Origin of the sequence: Leucobacter sp. CX169, assembly GCF_017161405.1 — a bacterium.
In the GTDB taxonomy this organism is placed as follows: domain Bacteria; phylum Actinomycetota; class Actinomycetes; order Actinomycetales; family Microbacteriaceae; genus Cx-87.
This window is the reverse complement of the sequence record NZ_CP071051.1, coordinates 1,351,317-1,374,898: the sequence shown is the minus strand read 5'-3', so window position 1 is coordinate 1,374,898 and position 23,582 is coordinate 1,351,317. Positions and strand designations below refer to the sequence as shown.

Sequence of the window (23,582 nt, the reverse complement as noted above, 5' to 3'; positions counted from 1 at the left end):
CTCAACCCGCAGGCAACTGCTCGAGGAACGCCCGCGTCACGTCATCCCAGCGTTCGGGCTCGACGTTCCACAGGCGCACGTGCTCGCCCCGTGCCCGGTGAAGCGTGACCAGGTCGGGTCGCAGCGCGGCGAGCTCGCGCGCCGGGCCCTCGGGCACGAACGTGTCGCCGGGGCTGCAGTGGATGAGGGTCGGGACGCGCAGGCGCCGCGCAAACGCGCGCGGAGTCAGCTCCCGCAGCGGAATCCCGCCGGGCACGCCGCTGCGCACGAGCCCAGTCTCAAGCAGCCACGCGCCCAGCAGGCCGAACAGGCGCGGGGCACGTGCGAGCCGCGTGTGATGGACCACGAGCTCGGGCCAGTGCAGCGCGGGTGAATCGAGCACGACTGCGTCGATGAGTGACGCGTGCTCGGAGCGGCTGGCGGCGAGCAGACACGCCGTGGCGCCCATCGACCAGCCAAACAGGGTGATCTGGGCCGCGCCGCGTTGCTTCGCCTCCGCCATCGCCGCAGCAACGTCTTCCCACTCTGCCGCACCAAATCCATATCGTCCGTTGATAGCGGCTGTCGAGCCGGGGTCGCCCCGATAACTGATCACGAGGCTCGTACGCCCGGTCCGCCGGGCGACGCGCACGCCGCGCAGCGTCTCCGCGGGCGATGCACCCCGCCCATGCACGTGGATCGCCCAGTGGGTACGGTGGTCGGGACTCTGGTCGCCGTCTGCCGGAATCAGCCAGGCGGGCGAGACTCCCCCGGCGACCGGGATCAGGATGGTTTCTGCTCGGGCATCGAGCCCGGTGGCCCCGGAGTACCACCAACCGGTGATCCGGCCGACCGCCCCGGCACGCAAGTGTCCTCGATCGACCCCGATAAGTTCGCGCTCTACCCAGGCATGCGGTTCTGCAGTGCCCGGCGCGCTCTGACGCACGATGGCGCCGAGCTGCGCATGCCCCGGTGTGACCTCGTCCTGGTCGAACAGGAATGAGTATTGGGCGCCCGGCAAGCCGGCGTCCTCGCCGCCCAGCCGCACGACGCGGCGTGGATCCTGCGGGCGCCCCGAGAGCGCGAGCACACGCACCGGAGCCGCGGCACGACGACTCGGCACCACCATGCGGCGCGCAACATGCACGCCCGCAGCCACACATCCCGCCAGCGCGGCAAGAGCGGCGGCGGAGAAGCCGAGCCGGACGGGACGGAAACGGCACACAGCGAGGTACTGGCTTAGGTTCCTGCGGCGCATCCCACTCCCATCTTCGCAATTGCTCTCTGCGGCAGCTCCACCCCTTCACGACGTGCGAGAATCCCGGCGTGGCGAGCGAGCGAGCTTCACAGGAAACTCTAGTGTTCCCAGTGTGATGGCGACGATCGGTGCGGCTCCAGCCGCCTTTGACCGCGCGGTAGCGCAGCTGCGCACAGCGGTGTTCCGTAGCGAGCTTTCGGTACGCGAGATTCCCGCCCCCGAGCGCATCGCCCCCGAATCATTCGCGATTGCCGCCGACGTGCGGCTCGGCTCCGAAACATCTGAGGGCGACTCCCCCTACGGCGCAGGACGGTTCATCCTCATGCACGATCCGGAACTCGCAGCGGACTGGGGCGGGCCGTTTCGCATCGTCTGCTTTGCGCAGGCGCCGCTCGAGATTGAGATCGGGCTCGATCCGTTCCTCGCCGACGTAGCTTGGTCCTGGCTCGTCGATGCGTTGGAATCCCGCGGCGCGGAGCTCACGTTCGCGTCAGGCACCGCCACCAAAACGCTTTCGACTGGGTTTGGGGCGCTCGAGTCGGAGGGTGATGGCGCACAGATTGAGCTTCGAGCATCGTGGACTCCGCTCGGAACCGACTTCGCCGCGCATGCCGAGGCCTGGGGAGAACTTCTCACCATGCTCGCCGGTCTGCCCCATCAGGAGGGGGTCGCCTCGCTCGACGCCATGCGACTGTCTGCCCGACACCCCGGATCCCGTGCCGGACGGCCGCACCCCGTCCCGCGCGTAGACTAGACCAGTCATGGTTGAACAGTCCGAACTGAACACTTCCTGGTCGATGGTTACCTCCGCGGAGGAACTCGACCGAGCCGCACAATCGCTGGCGGGGGGTCACGGCCCGATCGGGGTCGACGCGGAGCGCGCCTCCGGGTACACGTATCGCGCGAACGCCTATCTGGTGCAGGCGTCGCGCCGGGGATCAGGGACGTTCCTCTTCGACCCGACCGAGATCACCGACTTCGCTCCGCTGTCCGACGCAATTGGCGATGACGAATGGATCTTCCACGCCGCGAGCCAGGATCTCGCCTGCCTCGCCGAGATCGGCCTCGTCCCCTCGCGCATCTTCGACACTGAGCTCGCGACTCGCCTACTGGGCTTCGACCGTGTCGGACTCGGGGCCGTAGTCGAGCGCCTCCTCGGTATCAGTCTCAAGAAGGCGCACTCCGCGGCGGACTGGTCCACCCGGCCCCTCCCCGAATCGTGGCTTGAGTATGCCGCGCTCGACGTCGCACTGCTGCCTGATCTGCGCGACGCGGTGGCGGCGGAGCTCGCCGAGCAGGACAAAGAGGCGATCGCCTTTGAGGAGTTTGAGGCGGTGCGCACCAAAGCGCCGAAGGCCCCGGCCACCGAGCCTTGGCGCAAGCTCGCCGGCGGCGGGCGGCTGAGTAGTCAGCGCGGTCTCGCGATCGCGCGGGAGCTCTGGACCGCACGAGACACCCTGGCGCGCGAGCGCGATGTCGCCCCCGGTCGACTCTTCCCCGACGCCTCATTGATCGCCGCGGTCAAGGCGAACCCTCGATCCCAGGGCGAGCTGGCCGCCATGAAGGCGTTCCATGGGCGAGCCAGCCGCAGCGAGCTTCCGCGCTGGTGGGCAGCGATCCTGCTGGGGAAAACCACCGACGATCTGCCCAACCTTCGCGTGACCGGCGAAAAACCCATTCCGCACCACCGCGGCTGGGCGGAGCGACACCCGGAGGCTGCCGCCCGCCTCACGGCCGCCCGCGCTGCGGTCGAGGCCGAGGCTGAGGCGCGCCAGGTGCCCATTGAGAACCTGCTCACTCCCGACTTGCTGCGCCGCCTCGCCTGGCAGCCGCCCGCCGAAGTCACGCCCGACACGGTGAATACAGCTCTCGCCGATCTCGGCGCTCGGCCGTGGCAGCGTGAGGCAACATCCACAATTATTGCCGCTGCTTTTGTAGAGGTTGCATAAAACAGGCCCATCCCTATGAACGCTCTCCGTACGGTTCGCGCGGCGTCGCCCGGGCGGAGCGCAAGCTTCATATGATGGTGAGTACAGCAACATTCACCATGTGATGGAGGCAAAGTGGCCGCAATGAGAGACGTCGTATTTGTCGATGGGGTTCGCACCCCGTTCGGCCGTGCAGGCGAAAAGGGCATGTACTGGGGCACGCGCTCTGACGACCTCGCAGTGAAGGCACTGCAGGGTCTGATCGAACGTAACCCGAACCTGCCGACGGATCGCATCGACGACGTCGGCATCGCCGCGACCACCCAGCAGGGTGACCAGGGGCTGACGCTCGGCCGCACCGTGGCGATCCTCGCAGGGCTGCCCCTCACCGTTCCCGGGTTTGCTCTCGACCGGATGTGCGCGGGAGCGATGACCACCACCGCGTTCCTCGGCGGCGCGATCGGCGCCGGCCAGTACGACATCGCCGTGGCCGGCGGCGTCGAGCACATGGGCCGGCACCCGCTTGGCCTCGATGCCGACCCGAACCCGCGCTTCGTCGCGGAGAAGATCGTGAGCGCCGAGGCGCTCAACATGGGGCTCACGGCCGAGCGACTGCATGACCGCTTTCCCGCGCTCACCAAGGAGCGCGCCGATCGCTTCGGCATGCTCAGCCAGCACAAGGTGCAGGCGGCGTATGACCGCGGGGACATTCAGCCCGATCTCATCCCGGTAGCGACACGAAGCGCGAACGGCTGGGGCCTGGCCACCGAAGACGAGGGTCGCCGTCCGCAGACCACTATGGAGGGCCTCGCGGCGCTCAAGACCCCGTTCCGCCCGCACGGCCGCGTGAGCGCGGGAACAGCCTCGCCGCTCACCGACGGTGCGACGATGGGCCTGCTTGCCGGGGGCGACACCGCCCGTGAGCTCGGCCTGGGCGCCAAGATGCGCATGGTGGGCTTCGCCTTCGCCGGCGTGCAGCCCGAGGTGATGGGTCTTGGCCCGGTCCCCTCCACCGAGAAGGCCCTGCGCCGCGCCGGTCTCTCAATCGATGACATCGGCCTGTTCGAGCTGAACGAGGCGTTTGCTGTTCAGGTCCTCTCGTTCACCGACCACTTCGGCATCTCCGACGACGACCCCCGGGTCAACCCGTGGGGCGGGGCAATCGCTGTAGGACACCCGCTTGCCGCGTCGGGCACACGCCTGATGATCCAGCTGGCCCGCCAGTTCGAGCAGCGCCCCGATGTGCGTTTCGGCCTGACCGCGATGTGCGTGGGACTGGGCCAGGGCGGCAGCATCATCTGGGAAAATCCGAACTTTGACGGCAAGAAGGGCAAGTAACTCAGTTGACTGACTACAACTCCATCGATTTCACCCCCCTCATCGAGGCGAGCGCCGACGAGGTCATTACCGAGTCCTTCGTGCGCGACGTGGTGCTGCCCACGGGCGGTACGCTCGCACTCATCACTCTCGACAACGGCCGTGACCACACGCGCCCGAACACGCTTGGACCGCGCACCCTGCAGGGCCTTGCCGCCGTGCTGGACGCGCTGACGGCTCGCGCCGCCGCAGGCGAGATCACCGCGGTCGCCATCACGGGCAAGCCGTTCATATTCGCCGCGGGCGCGGATCTCTCGAAGGTGCAGGCACTCGGCACTCGCGAGAACGCCTTGCTCATGGCGCAGTTCGGCCATCACGTGCTCGGCAAGCTGCACACGCTCGGGGTGCCCTCGTTCGCCTTCGTGAACGGCCTGGCCCTGGGCGGCGCGATGGAGATCGCGTTGCACTGCGACTACCGCACTGTCGACTCTTCGGCCGCGGCACTTGCATTCCCCGAGGTTTTCCTCGGCATCATCCCGGGCTGGGGCGGCGCGACGATCGTCCCGAACCTCATCGGAATCGAGAATGCGCTCGAGGTCATCGTCTCGAACCCGGTCAAGAACAACCGGATGCTGAAGCCCGCTCAGGCGCTAAAGCTCGGCCTCTTTGACGTCTCCTTCGGCTCGGCGAGCTACCTCGAGGAATCACTGCGCTGGGCCGACGGCGTATTGAACGGCACGGTGAAGGTCGATCGCCCGAACCAGCCCGGCAAGCTCGAACGCCTCACCAAGTGGGACCTCGCGATCAAGATCGCGCGGGACACGCTAAAGGCCCGCCTCGGCACCGCTGCGAAGGCGCCGTACGTCGCCCTCGACCTCATGAAGGCCGCAAAGGACAACGACCGCGTGCGCGGCTTCGAGCGCGAGGACGAGGCGCTGGCGGAGCTCATTTCGGGCGACCAGTTCCACGCCTCGATCTACGCGTTTGACCTCGTGCAGAAGCGCGCGAAGCGGCCTGCGGGTGCTCCCGACAAGGCGCTTGCGCACCCCGTCCGCAAGGTCGGCGTGATCGGTGCCGGCCTCATGGCCAGCCAGTTCGCGCTGCTCTTTGTGCGCAAGCTCCGGGTGCCGGTCGTCATCACCGACCTCGACCAGTCACGCGTCGACAAGGGGCTCGCCTACATTCGCGAGCAGATTGACGCACTGCAGGAGAAGGGTCGCCTCACATCGGACGACGCGAACCAGCTGCGCGCGCTCGTGCACGGCACCACCGACAAGTCAGAGTTTGCCGATTGCGACTGGGTCATTGAGGCGGTCTTCGAGGAGCTCGGCGTCAAGCAGGCCGTGTTCGCCGAGATCGAGCCGATCATCTCCGAGACCGCGGTGCTCGCGACCAACACCTCGTCACTCTCGGTTGAGGAGATCGGAGCGAATCTGGCTCACCCCGAGCGTCTCGTCGGCTTCCACTTCTTCAACCCGGTCGCCGTCATGCCGCTGATCGAGGTGGTCAATACCCCGGCTACCAACGACGCGACCCTCGCCACGGCGATGGTGACGGCGCGCAATCTCGGCAAGAACGCCGTGATCACGGCTGATCGTCCGGGCTTCGTGGTGAACAGGCTGCTCGCCAAGGTTATGGGTGAGGCTGCGCGCGCGCTCGACGAGGGTACCCCGCTGCCGGTGGTCGAACAGGCTCTCGCGCCGATCGGCCTGCCGATGGGCCCGTTCGAGCTCATCGATCTCGTCGGCTGGAAGGTCGCGGCACACGTGCAGGACACGATGGTGGCGGCGTTCCCCGAACGCTTCTACGCGTCGCCGAACCTGCACGCCATCGCCGAGCTCGACGAGCCGCTCGTGAAGAGCAAGATCGGCAAGGTCGAGGACCTGTCCAAGTCGGCAAAGAAGGCCCTCACCTTCGGCAAGACGCCGGTCGATGCGGCAGAGATCCTGCGCCGCGTCGAAGACGAGCTGGCCGGCGAGATCAAGATCATGCTGGACGAGAAGGTCGTCGCCGCCGCCGAGGACATCGACCTCTGCCTCATCCTAGGCGCGGGTTGGCCGTTCCAGGCGGGCGGGGCGACACCGTACCTTGACCGCGTGGGCGCGAGCCAGCGCGTGTTCGGCGCGGACTTCCACACGCCTCGGATCGCCGGCGTCTAACCGCGCGAGAATGCCCTCTGGCGGGCGGCCCCCACATTGGGCCGCCCGCCAGACGCATCTCTCGGGAGCTGGCGTGGTGGACGGCGCAACCATCACGTTCGCAACGTTGCGACGGACATCCCCTCGGTTCGTCCGAGTGGCCGCCCCGGGGAATGACGATCGAGACTACTCGGGGCGGGCGATCGGAATGCGCGCGCCACGGACCTGCGCCTCAACGTCGCTGGCAATTTGCTCGGCAGTCAGCCCGGCGTCCTCCAGCAATTGACCGCGGGTCGCATGCCCCGGGAATTCGTCGGGGGTACCGAGTTCGCTCACCGCAGTATCTACACCCGCATCGCGCAGCGCCTGGCGGATCCGAGTGCCGATACCGCCGACACGAATGCCGTCCTCGATACTAATCAGCAGGCGGTGCGCCCGCGCCATCTCGACGACCGACGTGCGCACCGGCACGACCCAGCGGGGATCGATCACGGTGCAGGTAATTCCCTGCGCCTCGAGCAGCGCAGCCGCACCGATCGCGAGCTCCGACATCGGGCCGACCGACACGAAGAGCACGTCACGGGGAGTGGTCTCGTCGCTCGCGCTCCCCCGCAGCACATCCACGCCGTCGTAGGTGCGTCGAAGGGCGGGGCTATCGGGAGCAACCGTCCCCTTCGGGTAGCGCAGCACAGTTGGCGCGTCAGTGACCTGCACGGCCTCGGCCAGCAGCTCCTTCAGGCGCGTGGCGTCGCGGGGGGCGGCGATCCGAATGCCGGGAACAATCTGCAGCGTCGCGAGGTCCCAGACGCCGTTGTGGCTCGCGCCATCCGGGCCAGTCAGTCCGGCGCGATCGAGCACGAAGGTGACCCCAGCGCGGTGCAGCGCGACGTCCATGAGGAGCTGATCGAACGCGCGGTTCATGAACGTCGCGTAGATCGCAATGACCGGGTGGAGTCCGCCGTAGGCCAGACCCGCCGCGGACGTGACCGCGTGCTGCTCGGCAATTCCGACGTCAATCACACGATCGGGGAACTCCTCGGCCAGGCCGTCGAGACCCGTGGGGCGGAGCATCGCTGCGGTGATGCCGATCAGCCGCTCGTCTTCCCGCGCGAGCTCAAGAATCGTGTCGCGGAACACACTGGTCCAGCTGGTGCCGCCCTTCGCGTCGAGCGAGATCCCGCTGTCGGGGTCGATCGCGCCGATCGCGTGGAACTGATCGGCCTGGTCGCGGCGCGCGAGCTCATAGCCGCGGCCCTTCTCGGTGATGACGTGCACGAGCGTCGGGGCGCCGTAGGCCTTCGCCTGCTCGAGCACCCGCTCAAGGGCGGGAAGGTCGTGGCCGTCGACGGGCCCCAGGTACTTGATGTCGAGATTCGAGTACAGGTGCTCGTTGTTCGCGGCGCGGCTCAAAAAGCCCTGCACGCCGCCGCGGACGCCGCGGTAGAGCGAGCGTCCCGGCGCGCCCAGGCGATCGAACAGCCGTTCGCTCCCCCGCTGCAGGTCGCGGTAACTGCCCTGCGTGCGGACGGTGTTGAGGAACCGTGCCATGCCGCCGATGGTCGGCGCGTACGAGCGCCCGTTGTCGTTGACGACGATCACGAGGTTGCGCGAGTTATCGTCGGTGATGTTGTTCAGCGCCTCCCAGGTCATTCCCCCGGTGAGGGCGCCGTCGCCGACGACCGCGATAACGTGACGATCGGCCTGACCGGTGCGCGAGAACGCGCGCGAGATACCGTCGGCCCAGCTCAGCGAGCTCGAGGCGTGCGAGCTCTCGACGATGTCGTGTTCCGACTCTGAGCGCTGGGGGTAGCCCGCGAGTCCGCCACGCAGCCGCAGCTCGGAGAAATCCTGCCGACCGGTGAGGAGCTTGTGCACGTAGCTCTGATGCCCCGTGTCGAAGACGATCGGGTCGCGCGGCGATTCGAATACGCGGTGCAGCGCGATCGTGAGCTCGACCACCCCCAGGTTGGGGCCCAGGTGGCCGCCGGTGCGGGTGACCTCCGCGATCAAGAACTCACGGATCTCCGCCGCGAGCTGTCGACACTGCTCCACACTCAGCCCGTCTAAATCGCGGGGTGAGTGGATGCTTTCAAGTATGCGCACGCGGTAGCTCCTGGGTGTGCCCGGGAAGGAAAACGGGCCTCTCACCATCCTAGCGAGAGGATGGAGAGAGGCCCGTTCAGTAAGCGAACGCGTTCAGACTAGACCAGCGAGCGAAGCACGTACTGCAGGATCCCGCCGTTGCGGTAGTAGTCCGCCTCGCCCGGGGTGTCGATGCGCACGACGGCGTCAAACTCAACGCTCGTGCCCGACTCGTGCACCGCGGTGACGTGGACGGTCTTCGGCGTGACGCCCTCGTTCAGCGCTGTGATTCCCGAGATCGAGAACGTTTCGGTGCCGTCGAGGCCGAGCGTGTCGGCGCTCTCACCCTCGGGGAACTGCAGCGGGATGACGCCCATGCCGATGAGGTTCGAGCGGTGGATCCGCTCGAAGCTCTGCGTGATGACCGCCTTGACGCCGAGAAGGCTCGTGCCCTTCGCCGCCCAGTCGCGGGACGAACCCGAACCGTACTCCTTGCCACCGAGCACGACGAGTGGAATGCCCGCTGCCTGGTAGTTCTGTGAGGCGTCGTAGATGAACGACTGCGGGCCGCCCTCCTGCGTGAAGTCGCGGGTGTAGCCACCCTCGACGTCGGTGAGCAGCTGGTTACGCAGGCGGATGTTCGCGAAGGTGCCGCGAATCATGATCTCGTGGTTGCCACGGCGCGAGCCGTACGAGTTGAAGTCACGGCGACCGATGCCGTTCTCGATCAGGTACTGACCAGCAGGGGTCTCGGCCTTGATGTTGCCGGCCGGGCTGATGTGGTCCGTGGTGACCGAGTCGCCGAGCTTCGCGAGCACGCGGGCGCCCGAGATGTCGGTAACCGGAGTCGTCTCCATGGTCATGCCATCGAAGTACGGAGGCTTGCGCACGTACGTCGACTCGTTGTCCCACTCGAACACGTTGCCGTCCGGCGTCGGGAGCGAGCGCCAGTGGTCGTCGCCCTCGAAGACCGAGCCGTACTTGTCGACGAACATGTCGGTGTCGATCGACGAGTCGGCGGTCTGCTGCACCTCGAGCGTGTCGGGCCAGATGTCCTTGAGGAACACATCGTTCCCCTCCTGGTCCTGACCGAGCGCGTCGGTCTCGAAGTCGAACGACATCGAGCCGGCGAGCGCGTACGCGATGACGAGCGGCGGCGACGCGAGGTAGTTCATCTTGATGTCCGGGTTGATCCGGCCCTCGAAGTTTCGGTTGCCCGAGAGCACCGAGGTGACGGCGAGGTCGTGACTCTGCACCGCGTCCGAGATCTCCTCGTTCAGCGGGCCAGAGTTCCCGATGCACGTCATGCAGCCGTAACCGACCAGGAAGAATCCGAGATCCTCGAGGTAGGGGGTGAGGCCTGCCTTGTCGTAGTAATCGGTGACTACCTTGGAGCCAGGCGCGAGGGTCGTCTTGACCCACGGCTTGACCTTGAGGCCCTTAAGGGCGGCATTCTTCGCGAGAATTCCGGCCGCCAGCATGACGGAGGGGTTCGAGGTGTTCGTGCACGAGGTGATGGAGGCGAGAGTGACCGCGCCGTGATCGATCGTGAACTCGCGACCCTCAGCGTCCTTCACGAGGGCCGGGTTCGCGGCCTTCGCGTAGTTCTCCAGATCGGTGGCGAACTGCTCCTTGGCGCGCGAGACCTCGATGCGGTCCTGCGGGCGCTTCGGGCCGGCGATCGACGGGACGACGGTCGAGAGGTCGAGCTCGAGCGTCTCGCTGAACTCGGGAGTCTTCTCGGGATCGAGCCACATGCCCTGTTCCTTGGCGTACGCCTCGACGAGTGCAACCTGCTCCTCGCTGCGGCCGGTCAGGCGCAGGTAGCCGAGCGTCATGTCGTCGATCGGGAACATCGCGGCCGTCGAGCCGAACTCGGGGCTCATGTTGCCGATGGTGGCGCGGTTCGCGAGCGGAACCGCAGCGACACCCGCACCGTAGAACTCGACGAACTTGCCGACGACGCCGTGCTTGCGCAGCATCTCGGTGATCGTCAGCACGATGTCGGTCGCGGTCACGCCAGCGGGAATCGCGCCCGAGAGCTTGAAGCCCACGACGCGCGGGATCAACATGGAGACGGGCTGGCCCAGCATGGCCGCCTCGGCCTCGATGCCGCCGACGCCCCAGCCGAGTACGCCGAGACCGTTGACCATGGTCGTGTGCGAGTCCGTGCCGACACAGGTGTCGGGGTAGGCCTGCAGCACGCCGTCAACCTCGCGGGTGAAGGTCACGCGTGCCAGGTACTCGATGTTGACCTGGTGCACGATGCCCGTGCCCGGGGGCACGACCTTGAAGTCCTGGAAGGCGCCCTGGCCCCAGCGCAGGAACTGGTAGCGCTCCGCGTTGCGCTGGTACTCGATCTCGACGTTCTTTACGTACGCGTCGGGGGTGCCGAACACATCCGAGATGACTGAGTGGTCGATGACCATCTCTGCAGGCGCGAGCGGGTTGATCTTCTCGGGATCGCCGCCCAGATCGGCCATCGCCTCGCGCATGGTGGCAAGGTCGACGACGCAGGGAACGCCGGTGAAGTCCTGCATGATCACGCGCGCGGGCGTGAACTGAATCTCCGTGTCGGGCTGGGCATTGGGATCCCAGCCTCCGAGCGCTTCGATGTGCGCCTTCGTGACGTTCGCACCGTCTTCGGTGCGAAGCAGGTTCTCGAGGAGAACCTTCAGGCTGTAGGGCAGGCGCTCAGAACCTGGTACCTGATCAATCCGAAAGATCTCATAATTGTTTGCGCCTACCGAGAGCGTGCTTTTCGCTCCGAAGCTATTGACCGCTGCCACGACCGTCTCCTGTCCGTGTTGTCGACTACTCGCGAGACTAGTGTGCACCTGTTCGCCCCGCCGCGCACGCTGAGCGTGCGTTCGGGAGCGTTCTCAGCGAAAACTATCTCGACGTCAAGATAACTATATCTCTTCTGCACCCGCGGACCTGACCGGCGCGCGGGGGCGCACGGCCCTGCAGGATCCCGGCTGCGCCGGAACACGCAGTGGCGTTAGGCCGCGTCGCGCTTTGCGATGGCCGCGCGGAGCACGAGCCATGTAAAGATCACCAAGAGCCCGTATAGCGGGACGCCCATCACGAGGCGAGCGACCCCGAGAGCGCCGACCTCACCCGCGAAATACAGCGGAAGCTGCACCGCGAGCCGCGCAAGGAACAGGACGAGCCAGCTCGCCGTGCAGAGCGCCGCGGCGCGGCGAATCACGCGGTCCTTGCGCCAGCCGATGAGATCTCCGTGAATCGCGCCGACGATGAATCCCAAGAGCGGCCAACCAATGATCAGCGAGGCGACGAGTGCGACCGACCAGGCCCCGTTCGTCCAGAACCCGGGAAGGAAATAGTCTTCGCCTTTTCCCGTCACGAGCGTGGTGACCACGCAGATACCGACGCCAATCAGGCCGGCGAGTGCGGACATTGCGGGTTGGCGCCGAGCTAGGCGCCACGCGCACGCGGCGATCGCGAGCACTGCGGGCGCCACGACGCTGAGGCGCGCGTCCTGCGTGAACACGTAGATCCCGAGGAACAGCATTCCGGGGAGGAGTGACTCGATCACACCCCGCACCCCGCCGATCGCTTCGAGGACCCCCTTCGCGGAGACCGCCTCACCGGAGAGCCCGGCGGCTACCGTGCGACCCAGCGCCCCGCCCACCTGCGGAAGGTGCAGGTGCTGCGCGGGCTCGGTCGGACCCGGCTCAGCAGGATCCTGGTCGGCGGCGTCGCCTCCCGCCGCAGGGCTGCCGGTGTCTCGAGTCACGCGTTCTGGGCGCCCTGCGCGCCTGCGGGCACGCGAAGAGCGAGCAGCTCACGCGGCGGCATCGGAGAGTCACCGCGCACCACGACAAGCTCGCGGTACAGCGACTCAATCTTGCCGGCTGCCACCGGGTCGTTTGCGCCGGCACCCGTGATCACTCCGCGGAGCACCCAGCGCGGTCCATCAACACCTATGAACCGCACCGCGGTCGTCCCGCCGCCACGCTCTTCTGTGACCGGAAGCGCCGCGAGAAGCTCGAGCCCGAGTGCGCCTTCACGCTCTTCTACCGTGGCGCCCTGCGACACCAGCTGCGTGGAGAGCTGCGCACGAATCTCGTGCCACAGGCCAGTCGATTTCGGTGCGGAGAACGCCTGCACCTGCAGCGTAGAGTCGGCATAGTCGAGCGAGACCGCGACAATGCGCTTCGTACTTTCCTCAACATCGAGGCGCATCTGCAGGCCCTCACGGGGCGCCACCTTGATCGACCCGAGGTCGACGTAAGGTCGCAAAGCGGGTACCTCGGCGACGTCGAACGGACCCTCGGCCTCGCGATCCTCGGGGCCTGACTTGCTCTCGTCGTACTCTGGGGCGCTCGGGTCGCGCACGTCGAGTGCGTCTGCCTGCGGATCCTGTGTTGATTCAGCCATCGGCTTCTTTGCTCCTTGCGATGAAACGGTGCCGGGCACACAAGCCCGGATGCTCTGGGGTGACGTTACCGCGCCGGGGCGAGGTCCTGGCTAATTCCGGTCGATCCGAACCCACCCTCGCCTCGAGCGCTGCCCGGGAGCGTCTCCGCGGGCACAAAGCGGGCCCGCGAGACGGGCATGATGATGAGCTGGGCGATCCGGTCCCCCGGCGCGATCGGGAAGGCGGCGCTGCGATCAGTGTTCAGGAGCGTCACCTTCACCTCGCCTCGGTAGCCGGCATCGACGGTGCCCGGGGAGTTCAGCACGGTGATGCCGTGCTTGGCGGCGAGGCCGCTCCGGGGCACGACGAATGCCACATAGCCATCCGGCAGGGCAATCGACACGCCCGTGCCGACGAGCGCGCGCTCGCCCGGCTCAAGCACGAGAGCTTCGGTGCTGCGCAGATCGGCACCCGCATCGCCCGGGTGGGCATACACAGGGGGCGAGTCGGCGCGAATAAGTACCTCGACAAGATCAGTCACCCGCACAGGTTACCGGATCAGGCTCGCCGCGCGCCGACCTCCACGCCCACTCAGGCATCACCACGGATAATGGGAACATGACCTCGTACTCCGAGCGGCTGTGGCCGACTCCGTGGCTCTTCGTGGCCACCCTGCTGATCTTGCCCGCCGTCGCACTGGCGCTGACGCCCATCAACGTGACGGTGGCCATCATCTCGGCCATCCTCTCGTATCTCATCGTGGGGGCAATCATGCTGCTCTCTGCACCGAAGATCTCGATCGTTGACGGCGTGTTCACTGCCGGCCCTGCACGGATCCCCGTAGCGATGCTGGGCGCCGTGGACGAGTTGAGCGACACCGAGCTGCGGGTTGCCATCGGTCCCGGCTGCGACGCTCGAGCGCACCTCCTGATTCGGGGCTGGATCCACTCGGGCGTGCGCGTCGAGATCACTGATCCTGCGGATCCGGCCCCGTATTGGGTACTCACGACGCGTCGCCCAGCCGAGCTTGCCGCTGCCATCAACAAAGCCCGGTCCGCGACGTAAATCCGTCGCTGACCGGGCTTTGAGAATGGGCGTGCCTGCACCGCAGGCGCGCCCATCAGTGTCTTCTAGAGCGAGCACTCCCGGCAAACCGGGCCGAGGTCACTGTCGTGATCAAGCTGCGAGCGATGCCGCACCAGGAAGCAGTTCACGCAGGTGAACTCGTCCTCCTGCTGAGGCAGCACAACCACATCGAGATCCATGTCCGACAGATCGGCACCCGCGAGTTCAAAACCCGGGTTGTCCGAGTCCTCGGCGTCAATTGACGACGAAGCCTTGTCGGGAACACGTTCCTTCAGCGCCTCGATTGAGTCGGATTCTTCCTCGGACTTGCGCGGCGCGTCGTAATCGGTGGCCATTCTCTCCTGCAATCCGCGCCTCTTCGGCGCACAATATATCGAGCGGCCATAGTTTGCCTGAAGAAATCCAACTTGGCAAACTCCCGGACCGATAAATTCACAGATCCGGTTCTTCGGCCGGGCAAGTTTCGGTGCCTCGCCGCGTCAATCCCCCGGTTTACCGCCGGTCCGTGCGATGCTTGGGCCCGTAGAACGCTGGGAGGAAGTGGATCGCATGCAAGAGCTTCAATTCGCGCGACGCGAGGACGACGCCCTAATCGTCACGAATGACGCCGGGGAGCAGTTCCGGATCGCCATAGACGAGTACCTGATCTCTGAAATGAAGCAGGTCGCGCGTCCGACACGCTCGGGACCCCGGGTGAAGCCGCGTGAGATCCAGTCACTCATCCGCGCGGGCAAGACCCGTGCAGAGGTCGTCGCCGCGACCGGTGCGGACGAGTCTGACGTCGAACGGCACGAAGGGCCGGTCCTTGCCGAGCGCCAACACATCCTCGACAGCGCGTTGGTCGTCCCCGTGCGCGCCCAGGGCGAGCAGGACGAGGAAACCCCCCAGACGTTTGGCGGCGTCATCAACGCACGCCTGAGCGGCCTCGGTTCTGACGGCGTCCAGTGGACGGCCTGGCGCGATCCGGCCGACGGTTGGATGATCAGCCTCACTTTCCGTTCTCGCGAAGTGGACCACAAGGCCGTCTGGTCGTTTGAGCACCGCAAGGCGATTCTCGCGCCACTTACGAGCGATGCCGTGACCCTCTCCCAGCAAGGCGAGGTGGGCGATCGCCTTATCCCGAAGCTTCGGGCGGTTGACTCCCCCGGGCGCACCGAACGATTCGATTCAGGTGCGTTTGATCCGAACGCCCTCTACCCGGACGACAGCGTCGAGCAGTCCCCGCTCGCGGCCACGACTCCGTTACCGCGGGGAGTCGCCGGTGTGGGCCCCGACGAGGACGATCAGAGCTCCACCGGGGAATTCGCCCCGAACAGCGTCCCCTCGGCGCGTGACGCCGCCGCGGCAGCCATCGCCGCCCGCGACGATGTGAGCGCGGAGACGGCATACGAACGCCGCCAGGAAATCGAGCAGCGTGCGATCACTAGCCGCGAAGAGGCGCCAGCAGACCTCGGCCAGACCGCAGATCTGCTCGACGCTCTGCGCCGACGACGTGGGGAGCGCGAGAGCGCGCGTCCCGAGCGCGAACCCGAGGCTGCGCCCCTTCCGCGACTGCGCAGCGCGCACGACCTGACGCCCGTCTCCGCCCCACCCATCGCGGAAGAGACCGCTCCTGCACCCGCGGAGGCGCCGCAGAGCGTCGCTCCGCTCGTGACGAAGCGCGATCCTGCCCCTGTCCCCGCGCCTCCCAGCGAACCGAGTGGCGGAAAGAAGCGGCGCGCGTCGATCCCCAGCTGGGACGACATCCTGTTCGGCACGCGGAGCGAGGACGACCCCGCCTAGGCAGGTCTTCCTAGCGGGCGGCCTGCACGCGCGCGATGAACCCGCCCCCGGCAAACGCACCGGCGACCGCCAGCGGGATCCCCCGTTCATCGTCGGTGAAACTGCCGTGCTGGCCGACCATTGCGAGCGCTTGCTCATCGTCGGTGGACTGGTAGTACGCCACGGCTCCGCGGGCGGCGACGATCACGTCACCGAGGCGCTGCGCGACCACCGGATCCACCGGGCCGAACCAGCCACTCGAGACTGCCTCGTCTCGGGTCGCGATCCAGGCTCTGCCGCCCTCAACCGCTTCCCAACGCGCGGCCACGGCGGCGGCCTGGCGCGGATCCTGGAGGTAGAGCGAGCGCATGCGCGGCTCGCCGCCCACCATCTCGACGCCGTCGAGCAGTCCCGGCATCTGGTCCATCAGTAGCCGCCGGTGCTCGGGCACGTCCACCATGCCGTGGTCCGCGGTGAGGACGACGCCGATGCCGGGGGGCAGCGCGGCGAGAAACGATCCGAGAGCGGCGTCGAACTGTTCGAGCCGCTTCGTCCAGGCATCGCTTTCCCAGCCCGAGTGGTGCCCGGCCCGGTCGAGCTCGTCGACGTACAGATAGGCCAGCACCGGGTCGGTCCCGCGAACAAGCCGTGCCGCGGCGGCGAAACGATCCTCGATCGTCGCGCCCCCCACGTAGGTCGCCCCCGCGAGGATGGACGCCGTCAGGCCACTCTCGCGGTGCTGGGGCCGACCGATGGCATACGCGTTCACGCCGATGTCGAGCGCGCGAGCGAACAGCGGGGTCGCCCGCTGCCACTGTGCCGGATCCCCGATGCCGTCCCATTCGCTGAGCGTCGTGACGAGGCCGCGCTCGGGGTGCCGAATGCGGTAGCCGATCAACCCGTGCACTCCGGGCAGGCGGCCCGTCGTGAGCGCGGTGAGAGCTGCGGCAGTCGTAGACGGGGCAACCGTCTCGATGCGCTGTTTCTCCATCGCGTTCAGCGTGCGGGCATGCCCGCGACGGGCGCGAAAGTTCGCCCACCCGAGGCCGTCGACGGCGATCACGACCGCGGATCGGGCCGCGGGCAGCGCTGGGGCACCTGCGGTCGCGGGGGGCGGGCCGTCGGTCTCGGAGGACTGACCGTTTCCGAGCGCCAGACTCTCGAGCACGCTTGGCAGAATCGCGGCCAGCCTCGCGCCGCTGTCGGTGGGGATCGGTAGCATGAATCCCATCGTATCCGTGGGGTGCGGGCCGGAGCCCCGGCCGCATCGTGCGCGCGCCGAAGGGCGCGACCCCCGCCGCACTCGGCGAGCAATTCAGGAAGGCGTCGTGACGGAAACAAACGAACACGGGATGGATCCGGACTTTGAGGCCGGAACGGAGTCGGCACCGACCCTCGGGGCGCCCTCGACCGATGTCGCGGTGTACGACGACGCCGCCGTCGGCATCGGCGCGAACGAGCGCATCGAGGACATCGACATCTCGAACGAGATGCAGGGCTCGTTCCTCGAGTACGCCTACTCGGTGATTTACTCGCGCGCACTTCCCGACGCGCGCGACGGCCTCAAGCCCGTGCAGCGGCGCATTTTGTTCATGATGGACGACATGGGCCTGAAGCCCGAAAAGGGGCACGTCAAGTCGGCCCGCGTCGTCGGCGAGGTCATGGGCAAGCTGCACCCGCACGGCGACACGGCCATCTACGACGCGATGGTGCGCATGAGCCAGGACTTCGCAATGCGTCTGCCCATGGTCGACGGCCACGGGAACTTCGGCTCGCTCGACGACGGGCCCGCTGCATCTCGGTACACCGAAGCCCGCCTCGCTGGCGCGGCACTCGCGATGACCGAGTTCCTCGACGAGGACGTGGTCGATTTCGTCCCCAACTACGACAACCAGATCATGCAGCCGTCCGTGCTGCCCTCCGCCGTGCCGAATCTGTTGGTGAACGGCGCGAGCGGCATCGCGGTCGGCATGGCCACGAACATGGCCCCGCACAACCTCATCGAGGTCGCGGCCGGGGCAAAGCACCTGCTCGAGAACCCGGATGCGACACTCGAGGACCTCATGGAGTTCATCCCGGGTCCCGACCTCCCGGGGGGCGGCACCATTGTGGGCCTCGACGGCATCCGCGATGCGTATCGCACCGGTCGCGGCGCGTTCCACACCCGAGCGAAGGTGTCCGTCGAGTCACTGACCGCTCGCAAGTCGGGCCTCGTCGTGACGGAGCTTCCCTATCTCGTCGGGCCCGAGCGAGTGATCGAGAAGATCAAGCAGGGAGTCGACGCGAAGAAGCTCTCGGGAATCTCCGACGTCACCGACCTGACTGACCGCAAGCACGGCCTGCGCCTCGTGATCTCACTCAAGACCGGGTTCTCCCCCGACGCCGTGCTCGAACAGCTCTATCGGCACACACCGCTCGAGGACTCGTTCAACATCAACTCGGTCGCTCTGGTCGAAGGACAGCCGCAGACGCTCGGCCTGCTCGAGCTGCTGCGCGTCTTTGTGGCGCACCGACGCGAGGTCATCACTCGCCGAAGCCGATACCGGCTGAACAAGCGACGCGAGCGCCTGCATCTGGTCGAGGGCATGCTCATCGCGATCCTCGACATTGACGAGGTCATCCAGGTCATCCGCCAGAGCGACGACACTGACGCCGCGCGCACGCGCCTCATGCAGGTGTTCGACCTCTCCGAGCTCCAGTCTGAGTACATCCTTGAACTGCGACTGCGTCGCCTGACGAAGTTCTCACGTGTCGAACTCGAGTCCGAGCGCGACAAGCTGCGCGAAGAAATCGAACAGCTGCAGGCCATCCTGTCGAGCGACGCCCTGCTGCGCAGCGTCGTCGCCCGCGAACTCGACGAGGTCGCCGAGCGCTACGGGACGCCCCGTCGCACGGTCCTCACCGGCGCGGCGATCCGGCCCGCACGGGCGTCCTCGAAGGCGGTCGTGCTCGAGGTGGCGGACACCGACTGCACCGTCCTGCTCTCGGTCACGGGCCGCGCACTCCGCATCGACCGCGAGGCGGATGTCGCCGATTCGCTGCGCGGCCCTTCGCGCCCCGCGAAACACGGTGCGCTGCGTGCAAGCGTGGACGGCACGGTGCGAGGCGAGCTCGGCGCGATCCTGTCCGATGGCACCCTGCACCGCTTCACGCCGGTCGATCTGCCGCACGTGCCTGCCGCCAGCATCTCGTTTGCTGCGGGCGTGCCCATCGCCGATTACCTCGGCCTCACCGACCGATCGCTGCGCGTGGTGGGGCTCGTCCCCATCGACACGGACACTCCCATCGGCATGTTCACCGCCCAGGGCATCGTCAAGCGCGTGGTACTCCAGGATCTGCCGAAGCCCCCCTCGTTCGAGGTGATCGGCCTGAAGGACGGCGATCGCGTCGTGGGCGCGTTCGTGGCGGAAGATGGCGCTGAGTTCGCCGCCATCACGAGCGATGCGCAGTTGCTCCGCTTCCCGACTTCCGCGGTGCGTCCTCAGGGTCGCCCCGCTGGCGGCATGGCCGGCATTCGGTTCGCCGGCGACGCCACCGTGGTGTTCGCGGGGGCCATACCCGGGGGCACCCAGGCGCGAGTCGTCACGATCGCCGAGAGCTCGGAAACGCTTCCCGGCACCGATGTCGCGACCGCGAAGGTCTCAGACTGGGACGAGTACCCGGCCAAGGGCCGCGGCACCGGTGGTGTGCGCGCCCAGCGCTTCCTGAAGGGCGAAGACCGCCTCTCGTGCGCCTGGGTCGGAGTCGTGACGCCGGAGGGCCACGGCGAGCCGCGCGCACTCGCGCTCGACGGTGCACCACGCAGCCTGCCGCAGGAGCTCGGCAAGCGAGACGGATCGGGAACCCCGATCGACGGGGCAGCGGCCTTCATCGGTTCCGCGCCGTAGGCCTGAATTCACGGGGCGGGATCGTTGTTTCTGGGACCGCGTCCCGCCCTTTTGCGTCCCTTGGAACCCAGTTCCGCATAGCCCGAAGGGCGCTCTCGCGAAAACTTGGCACCGCGTCGTATCGTTCCCGAAAGCCTGGCGCGGCTTCGCCTCATTCCCGAAAACCTGGCACCGCGTCGTATCATTCCCGGGACCAGCCTCGCCGCGCGAAGGCCTCTTCGACCTGTCTCCGCAACACCTCGGGCCGACGATAGAGCAGCTCGGCCGTGACGCGAATCACCTCCCATCCCGCCTGCGCATAGTGCCGATACTTCTCGATGTCACGGTTCCACTGAGCCGTCTCGGTCCGGTGCTGGCCACCCTCGTACTCGAGCGCGAGCCGGCGTTCGGAGTACACCAGCTCGCTGCAGCCGAGCAGCTCACCGTCATCGCCGCGCACATCGAAATCAAGCTGGGGCGGAGGCAGCCCCCACTGCTGCAGCAGCACCCGCAGGTGACTCTCGGGCGCGGATGCGCTTTGATTCGATAGCTGTGGTAGGAGCTCCCGCAGCCGCGCGACGCCGATTCGCCGGCCAGCAGCAACAGCCGCGTCGAGTTCGGTGATCGTCGCAAGCGGCCGGGCGGGCACCCGCGACGTCCCGGGGATCCGGTGCTGACGAATCACCGCGTCCCCCAGCGCAACACCGTCGCGCATCGAGAGGGTCGGCGCAAGCATCGCCCAGGTCGACGCTGGGCCGCTCACGGGGACGCCCTGCGCCTCGGTGACGATGGTCGTCTGTGCGCTTTCCTCATGGGCCCATACATCCGTTCTCCGCAGCCGTCGCAATGGGCGGAAGCAAGCGACCTCGATTCGCGAAAGCCGATTCGTCGGTACCGGCAGGCCCCAGACAACTGCCGCTGAGGCGTGACTGAGGAAGTGTCCAGCCGGCAAGTACCTCCCCACAGCGAGGGCTCGCTCCAAATGTGACTGATACGCCCGCGCGGCAGGGTGCGGTGCTTCGAGTTCTGCCCGGAGCTCAGGAGCGGAGCGTCGCAGGTACAGCCCCCTGGACACGCGAATGAGGTCCGAGCTCTTCAGCCGCCGAGCCGGAACGCCATCGGCTCGCGCTTCCGCAGCACTAAACACCTGGCCCAGCTGGGCGGAAAGCGGACGCTGGGCTTCAGGCATCTTCCCATCTTGCGCGTCGCGAAGCCACACGCTGCGCGAGGTGAGGAATCTGTGGAGAACACGCTCGTTCCCCGGCTTGTGGACTAGATGCGGAGGTCGAGCGTCCCGGTCGCGAGGGCGTCAGCCCCAGTCGCCGCCCCCCGGACACTTTGTCACGGTTCCAGCCCGAATTTCGTCACCAACCGTCCGGGCAAGACCGCAGCGTTTCAACACCCAAGGTTCCCCGGACAACTACGCACCAAAATCAGGCGAAATCCGTCACCAACTGTCCGGGGAACGACGAGGTCGGGGTGGCCAGGCAGCCCCAGCCCCACCCCCACCGAACTACGCGTCGATGCGGTCGCGGTCCATCTCGTCGGCGTTGTCCACGATGAACTCCTTGCGCGGGGCCACCTCGTTGCCCATCAGCAGCTCGAACATGAGCGCTGCCTCGTGCGCGTCCGACACCCGCACTCGCCGCAACATTCGGTGCTCGCGGTCCATGGTCGTCTCTGCTAGCTGGTCGGCGTCCATCTCTCCCAGGCCCTTGTAGCGCTGGATGGGCTCGACGTACTTCTTACCCCGCTTGCGGAGGTCGGCGAGTAGGGACTGCAGTTCTTGCTCGCTGTACGTGTAAATAACGTCGTTGGGTTTGCGCCCGGCGTTTTGCACGATGACACGGTGCAGCGGCGGCACGGCGGCGAACACGCGGCCCGCCTCGAGCATCGGTCGCATGTACCGGAAGAAGAGCGTCAGGAGCAGGGTGCGGATGTGCGCGCCGTCCACGTCGGCGTCGCTCATGATGATCACGCGGCCGTACCGAGCCGAGGCCAGGTCAAAGTCGCGCCCCGAACCCGCCCCGATCACCTTGATGATGTCGCCACATTCGCGGTTGGAGAGCATGTCCGCGACAGAGGCCTTCTGCACGTTCAGGATCTTGCCCCGGATCGGCAAGAGCGCCTGGAACTCGCTGTCGCGCGCGGGGCGCGCGGTGCCGAGTGCGCTGTCGCCCTCCACGATGAAGAGCTCGGTGCCCTCGACCGACTTCGAACGGCAATCGATCAGCTTCGCAGGCAACGAGGAACTCTCGAGCGAGGTCTTTCGGCGCTGCGTGTCACGCTGCGCGCGCAGCGAGATCCGCGACTTCATCTCCGAGACCATCTTCTCGAGGACCGCGGCGCACTGGATCTTGTCGTGCCGCTTCGCCGAGCTGAAGCGCTCGTCGAGGTGCTTCGTCACCACCTTCGCGACGATGGCACGCACGGCGGCGGTGCCCAGAACCTCCTTCGTCTGCCCCTCGAACTGGGGCTCGGGAACGCGCACCATGATCACGGCAGTGAGACCGGTGAGGATGTCGTCCTTGTCGGGACGGTCCGATCCGGCCTTGAGCTTGCGGGAGTTCGTCTCGATCTGCTTGCGGAAGAACTTCGTGAGGCCCTGCTCGAAGCCCGCCACGTGCGTGCCGCCCTTGGGCGTCGCGATGATGTTGACGAAGCTCTTGACGTTGGTCTCGTACCCGGTCCCCCAGCGCATCGCGATGTCGATCTCACATTCGCGCTTCACCTCACGCGAGACCATGTTTCCCGCCTCGTCGATGACCGGCACGGTCTCCGAGAAATGACCCGTGTCGGTGATGCGCCAGGTGTCGCTCACCGGGCCGTCGGTCGCGAGGTAATCGACGAACTCCGAGATGCCACCCTCGTAGGCGAAGTGCTGGTGAGTCGTCTCCTCGCCGCGGGCGTCGACAATGTCAATCGCCAACCCGGGAACGAGGAACGCCGTCTGCCGCGCACGCGCGACGAGCGAGTCGGTCTCGAACTCGGCCTCGCGCAGGAAGATCTGGGGGTCTGCCCAGTACCGCACCCGGGTGCCCGTGACGCCCTTCTTCACCTTCCCGACGACGCGCAGCTCCGAGGCGTTCTCAAACGGGGTAAACGTGCTGTCGGGCGCATCGCCCGAGAAGATACCCGGCTCGCCGTGGCGGAACGACATCGCCCAGGTCTTGCCGTCCCGGTCCACCTCGACGTCAAGGCGCGCCGACAGGGCGTTCACGACGGACGCCCCTACACCGTGCAGGCCGCCAGAGGCGGCGTATCCCCCGCCACCGAACTTACCGCCGGCGTGCAGCTTCGTGAACACCAGTTCCACGCCCGAGAGGCCGCTCTTCGGCTCGATATCGACGGGAACGCCACGACCGTTGTCGCGCACGGTGACGCTGCCGTCGCTGTGCAGTTCGATGGAGATCTCATTGCCGTGCCCCGCGAGCGCCTCGTCGACGGAATTGTCGATGATCTCCCAGAGGCAATGCATCAGGCCTCGCGAATCGGTCGAGCCGATGTACATGCCAGGCCGTTTCCGCACCGCTTCGAGCCCCTCAAGAACGGTGAGATGGCGAGCGGAGTAACTGGATTCGGCCAAGGCGATGTGCTCCTTATCTGTGGCAACTTGTCCACCCTATGCGAACCCACCGACACCGCTCGTCAGGTTCACCGGCGAGTGCGGCTTCTGGGGCTCTCCGGCAGGATCCCGGCTACGCGCTGAGCGAAACACCCATCCGAAGAACCGAACACTCAGCAGAACATGCTTGGATTGCGAGTAAGCGAAAGCGAAGGGAG

17 protein-coding genes are annotated in these 23,582 nt (G+C 67.0%); 7 read left to right on the top strand and 10 right to left on the bottom strand.

Annotation, left to right across the window (positions count from 1 at the left end; all coding sequences use genetic code 11):
• Position 1: 1 nt before the first annotated feature.
• Positions 2-1,237 carry a S9 family peptidase gene (locus JW030_RS06135; RefSeq protein WP_188044821.1) on the bottom strand — a complete coding sequence of 412 codons (1,236 nt, stop codon included), beginning with the start codon at positions 1,235-1,237 and terminating at the stop codon, positions 2-4.
• 115 nt (positions 1,238-1,352) lie between these two features.
• On the opposite strand from JW030_RS06135, the gene JW030_RS06130 reads away from it, so the two are divergent.
• The 4 genes from JW030_RS06130 to JW030_RS06115 all read left to right on the top strand — a co-directional run bounded on the left by JW030_RS06130 (position 1,353) and on the right by JW030_RS06115 (position 6,641).
• Positions 1,353-1,991: a DUF3000 domain-containing protein gene (locus JW030_RS06130; RefSeq protein WP_188045030.1), complete on the top strand. Its 639-nt coding sequence runs from the start codon at positions 1,353-1,355 to the stop codon at positions 1,989-1,991.
• 7 nt (positions 1,992-1,998) lie between these two features.
• Positions 1,999-3,186 carry an HRDC domain-containing protein gene (locus JW030_RS06125; RefSeq protein WP_188044822.1) on the top strand — a complete coding sequence of 396 codons (1,188 nt, stop codon included), beginning with the start codon at positions 1,999-2,001 and terminating at the stop codon, positions 3,184-3,186.
• A gap of 114 nt (positions 3,187-3,300) precedes the next feature.
• A complete protein-coding gene (locus tag JW030_RS06120) occupies positions 3,301-4,503 on the top strand; it encodes a thiolase family protein (RefSeq protein WP_188044823.1) in 1,203 nt (400 codons plus the stop codon).
• A gap of 5 nt (positions 4,504-4,508) precedes the next feature.
• Complete coding sequence (locus JW030_RS06115) at positions 4,509-6,641, top strand: 3-hydroxyacyl-CoA dehydrogenase NAD-binding domain-containing protein (protein WP_188044824.1); 2,133 nt, start codon at positions 4,509-4,511, stop codon at positions 6,639-6,641.
• Between the two features lie 165 nt (positions 6,642-6,806).
• On the opposite strand, the gene dxs is transcribed toward JW030_RS06115, so the two are convergent.
• From dxs to dut, 5 genes are all read right to left on the bottom strand, one after another.
• A complete protein-coding gene (dxs, locus tag JW030_RS06110; protein WP_188044825.1) occupies positions 6,807-8,723 on the bottom strand; it encodes a 1-deoxy-D-xylulose-5-phosphate synthase in 1,917 nt (638 codons plus the stop codon).
• Between the two features lie 98 nt (positions 8,724-8,821).
• On the bottom strand, positions 8,822-11,491 hold the full coding sequence (gene acnA, locus JW030_RS06105) for an aconitate hydratase AcnA (RefSeq protein ID WP_188044826.1): 2,670 nt from the start codon (positions 11,489-11,491) through the stop codon (positions 8,822-8,824).
• Between the two features lie 212 nt (positions 11,492-11,703).
• Complete coding sequence (locus JW030_RS06100; protein ID WP_241095585.1) at positions 11,704-12,462, bottom strand: DUF3159 domain-containing protein; 759 nt, start codon at positions 12,460-12,462, stop codon at positions 11,704-11,706.
• A complete protein-coding gene (locus JW030_RS06095; RefSeq protein WP_188044827.1) occupies positions 12,459-13,106 on the bottom strand; it encodes a DUF3710 domain-containing protein in 648 nt (215 codons plus the stop codon). Before JW030_RS06095 ends, JW030_RS06100 begins: the two co-directional genes overlap by 4 nt.
• Positions 13,107-13,171: 65 nt before the next feature.
• Positions 13,172-13,627, bottom strand: a complete 456-nt coding sequence (dut, locus tag JW030_RS06090) for a dUTP diphosphatase (protein ID WP_188044828.1) — start codon at positions 13,625-13,627, stop codon at positions 13,172-13,174.
• Positions 13,628-13,704: 77 nt separating this feature from the next.
• Here dut and JW030_RS06085 point away from each other — a divergent pair, with 77 nt between their 5' ends.
• Positions 13,705-14,151 (top strand): DUF3093 domain-containing protein, encoded by a 447-nt coding sequence (locus tag JW030_RS06085; protein ID WP_188044829.1) that lies wholly within the window; start codon positions 13,705-13,707, stop codon positions 14,149-14,151.
• A 65-nt stretch (positions 14,152-14,216) separates the two neighbouring features.
• Here JW030_RS06085 and JW030_RS06080 read toward each other — a convergent pair whose 3' ends face one another.
• A complete protein-coding gene (locus tag JW030_RS06080) occupies positions 14,217-14,507 on the bottom strand; it encodes a DUF4193 domain-containing protein (RefSeq protein WP_188044830.1) in 291 nt (96 codons plus the stop codon).
• 214 nt (positions 14,508-14,721) lie between these two features.
• On the opposite strand from JW030_RS06080, the gene sepH reads away from it, so the two are divergent.
• The gene (sepH, locus tag JW030_RS06075) at positions 14,722-15,954 is read left to right on the top strand and encodes a septation protein SepH (protein WP_188044831.1); all 1,233 of its coding nucleotides are present in this window, start codon (positions 14,722-14,724) and stop codon (positions 15,952-15,954) included.
• A gap of 10 nt (positions 15,955-15,964) precedes the next feature.
• On the opposite strand, the gene JW030_RS06070 is transcribed toward sepH, so the two are convergent.
• On the bottom strand, positions 15,965-17,155 hold the full coding sequence (locus JW030_RS06070; RefSeq protein ID WP_188044832.1) for an alkaline phosphatase family protein: 1,191 nt from the start codon (positions 17,153-17,155) through the stop codon (positions 15,965-15,967).
• 130 nt (positions 17,156-17,285) lie between these two features.
• On the opposite strand from JW030_RS06070, the gene JW030_RS06065 reads away from it, so the two are divergent.
• On the top strand, positions 17,286-19,820 hold the full coding sequence (locus tag JW030_RS06065) for a DNA topoisomerase (ATP-hydrolyzing) subunit A (RefSeq protein WP_188045032.1): 2,535 nt from the start codon (positions 17,286-17,288) through the stop codon (positions 19,818-19,820).
• Positions 19,821-20,001: 181 nt separating this feature from the next.
• Here JW030_RS06065 and JW030_RS06060 read toward each other — a convergent pair whose 3' ends face one another.
• Together JW030_RS06060 and JW030_RS06055 are read right to left on the bottom strand one after the other, a co-directional pair.
• Positions 20,002-20,562, bottom strand: coding sequence for a hypothetical protein (locus tag JW030_RS06060; protein WP_188044833.1), 561 nt, complete (start codon positions 20,560-20,562; stop codon positions 20,002-20,004).
• Between the two features lie 750 nt (positions 20,563-21,312).
• A complete protein-coding gene (locus JW030_RS06055) occupies positions 21,313-23,385 on the bottom strand; it encodes a type IIA DNA topoisomerase subunit B (protein ID WP_188044834.1) in 2,073 nt (690 codons plus the stop codon).
• Positions 23,386-23,582: the final 197 nt, after the last annotated feature.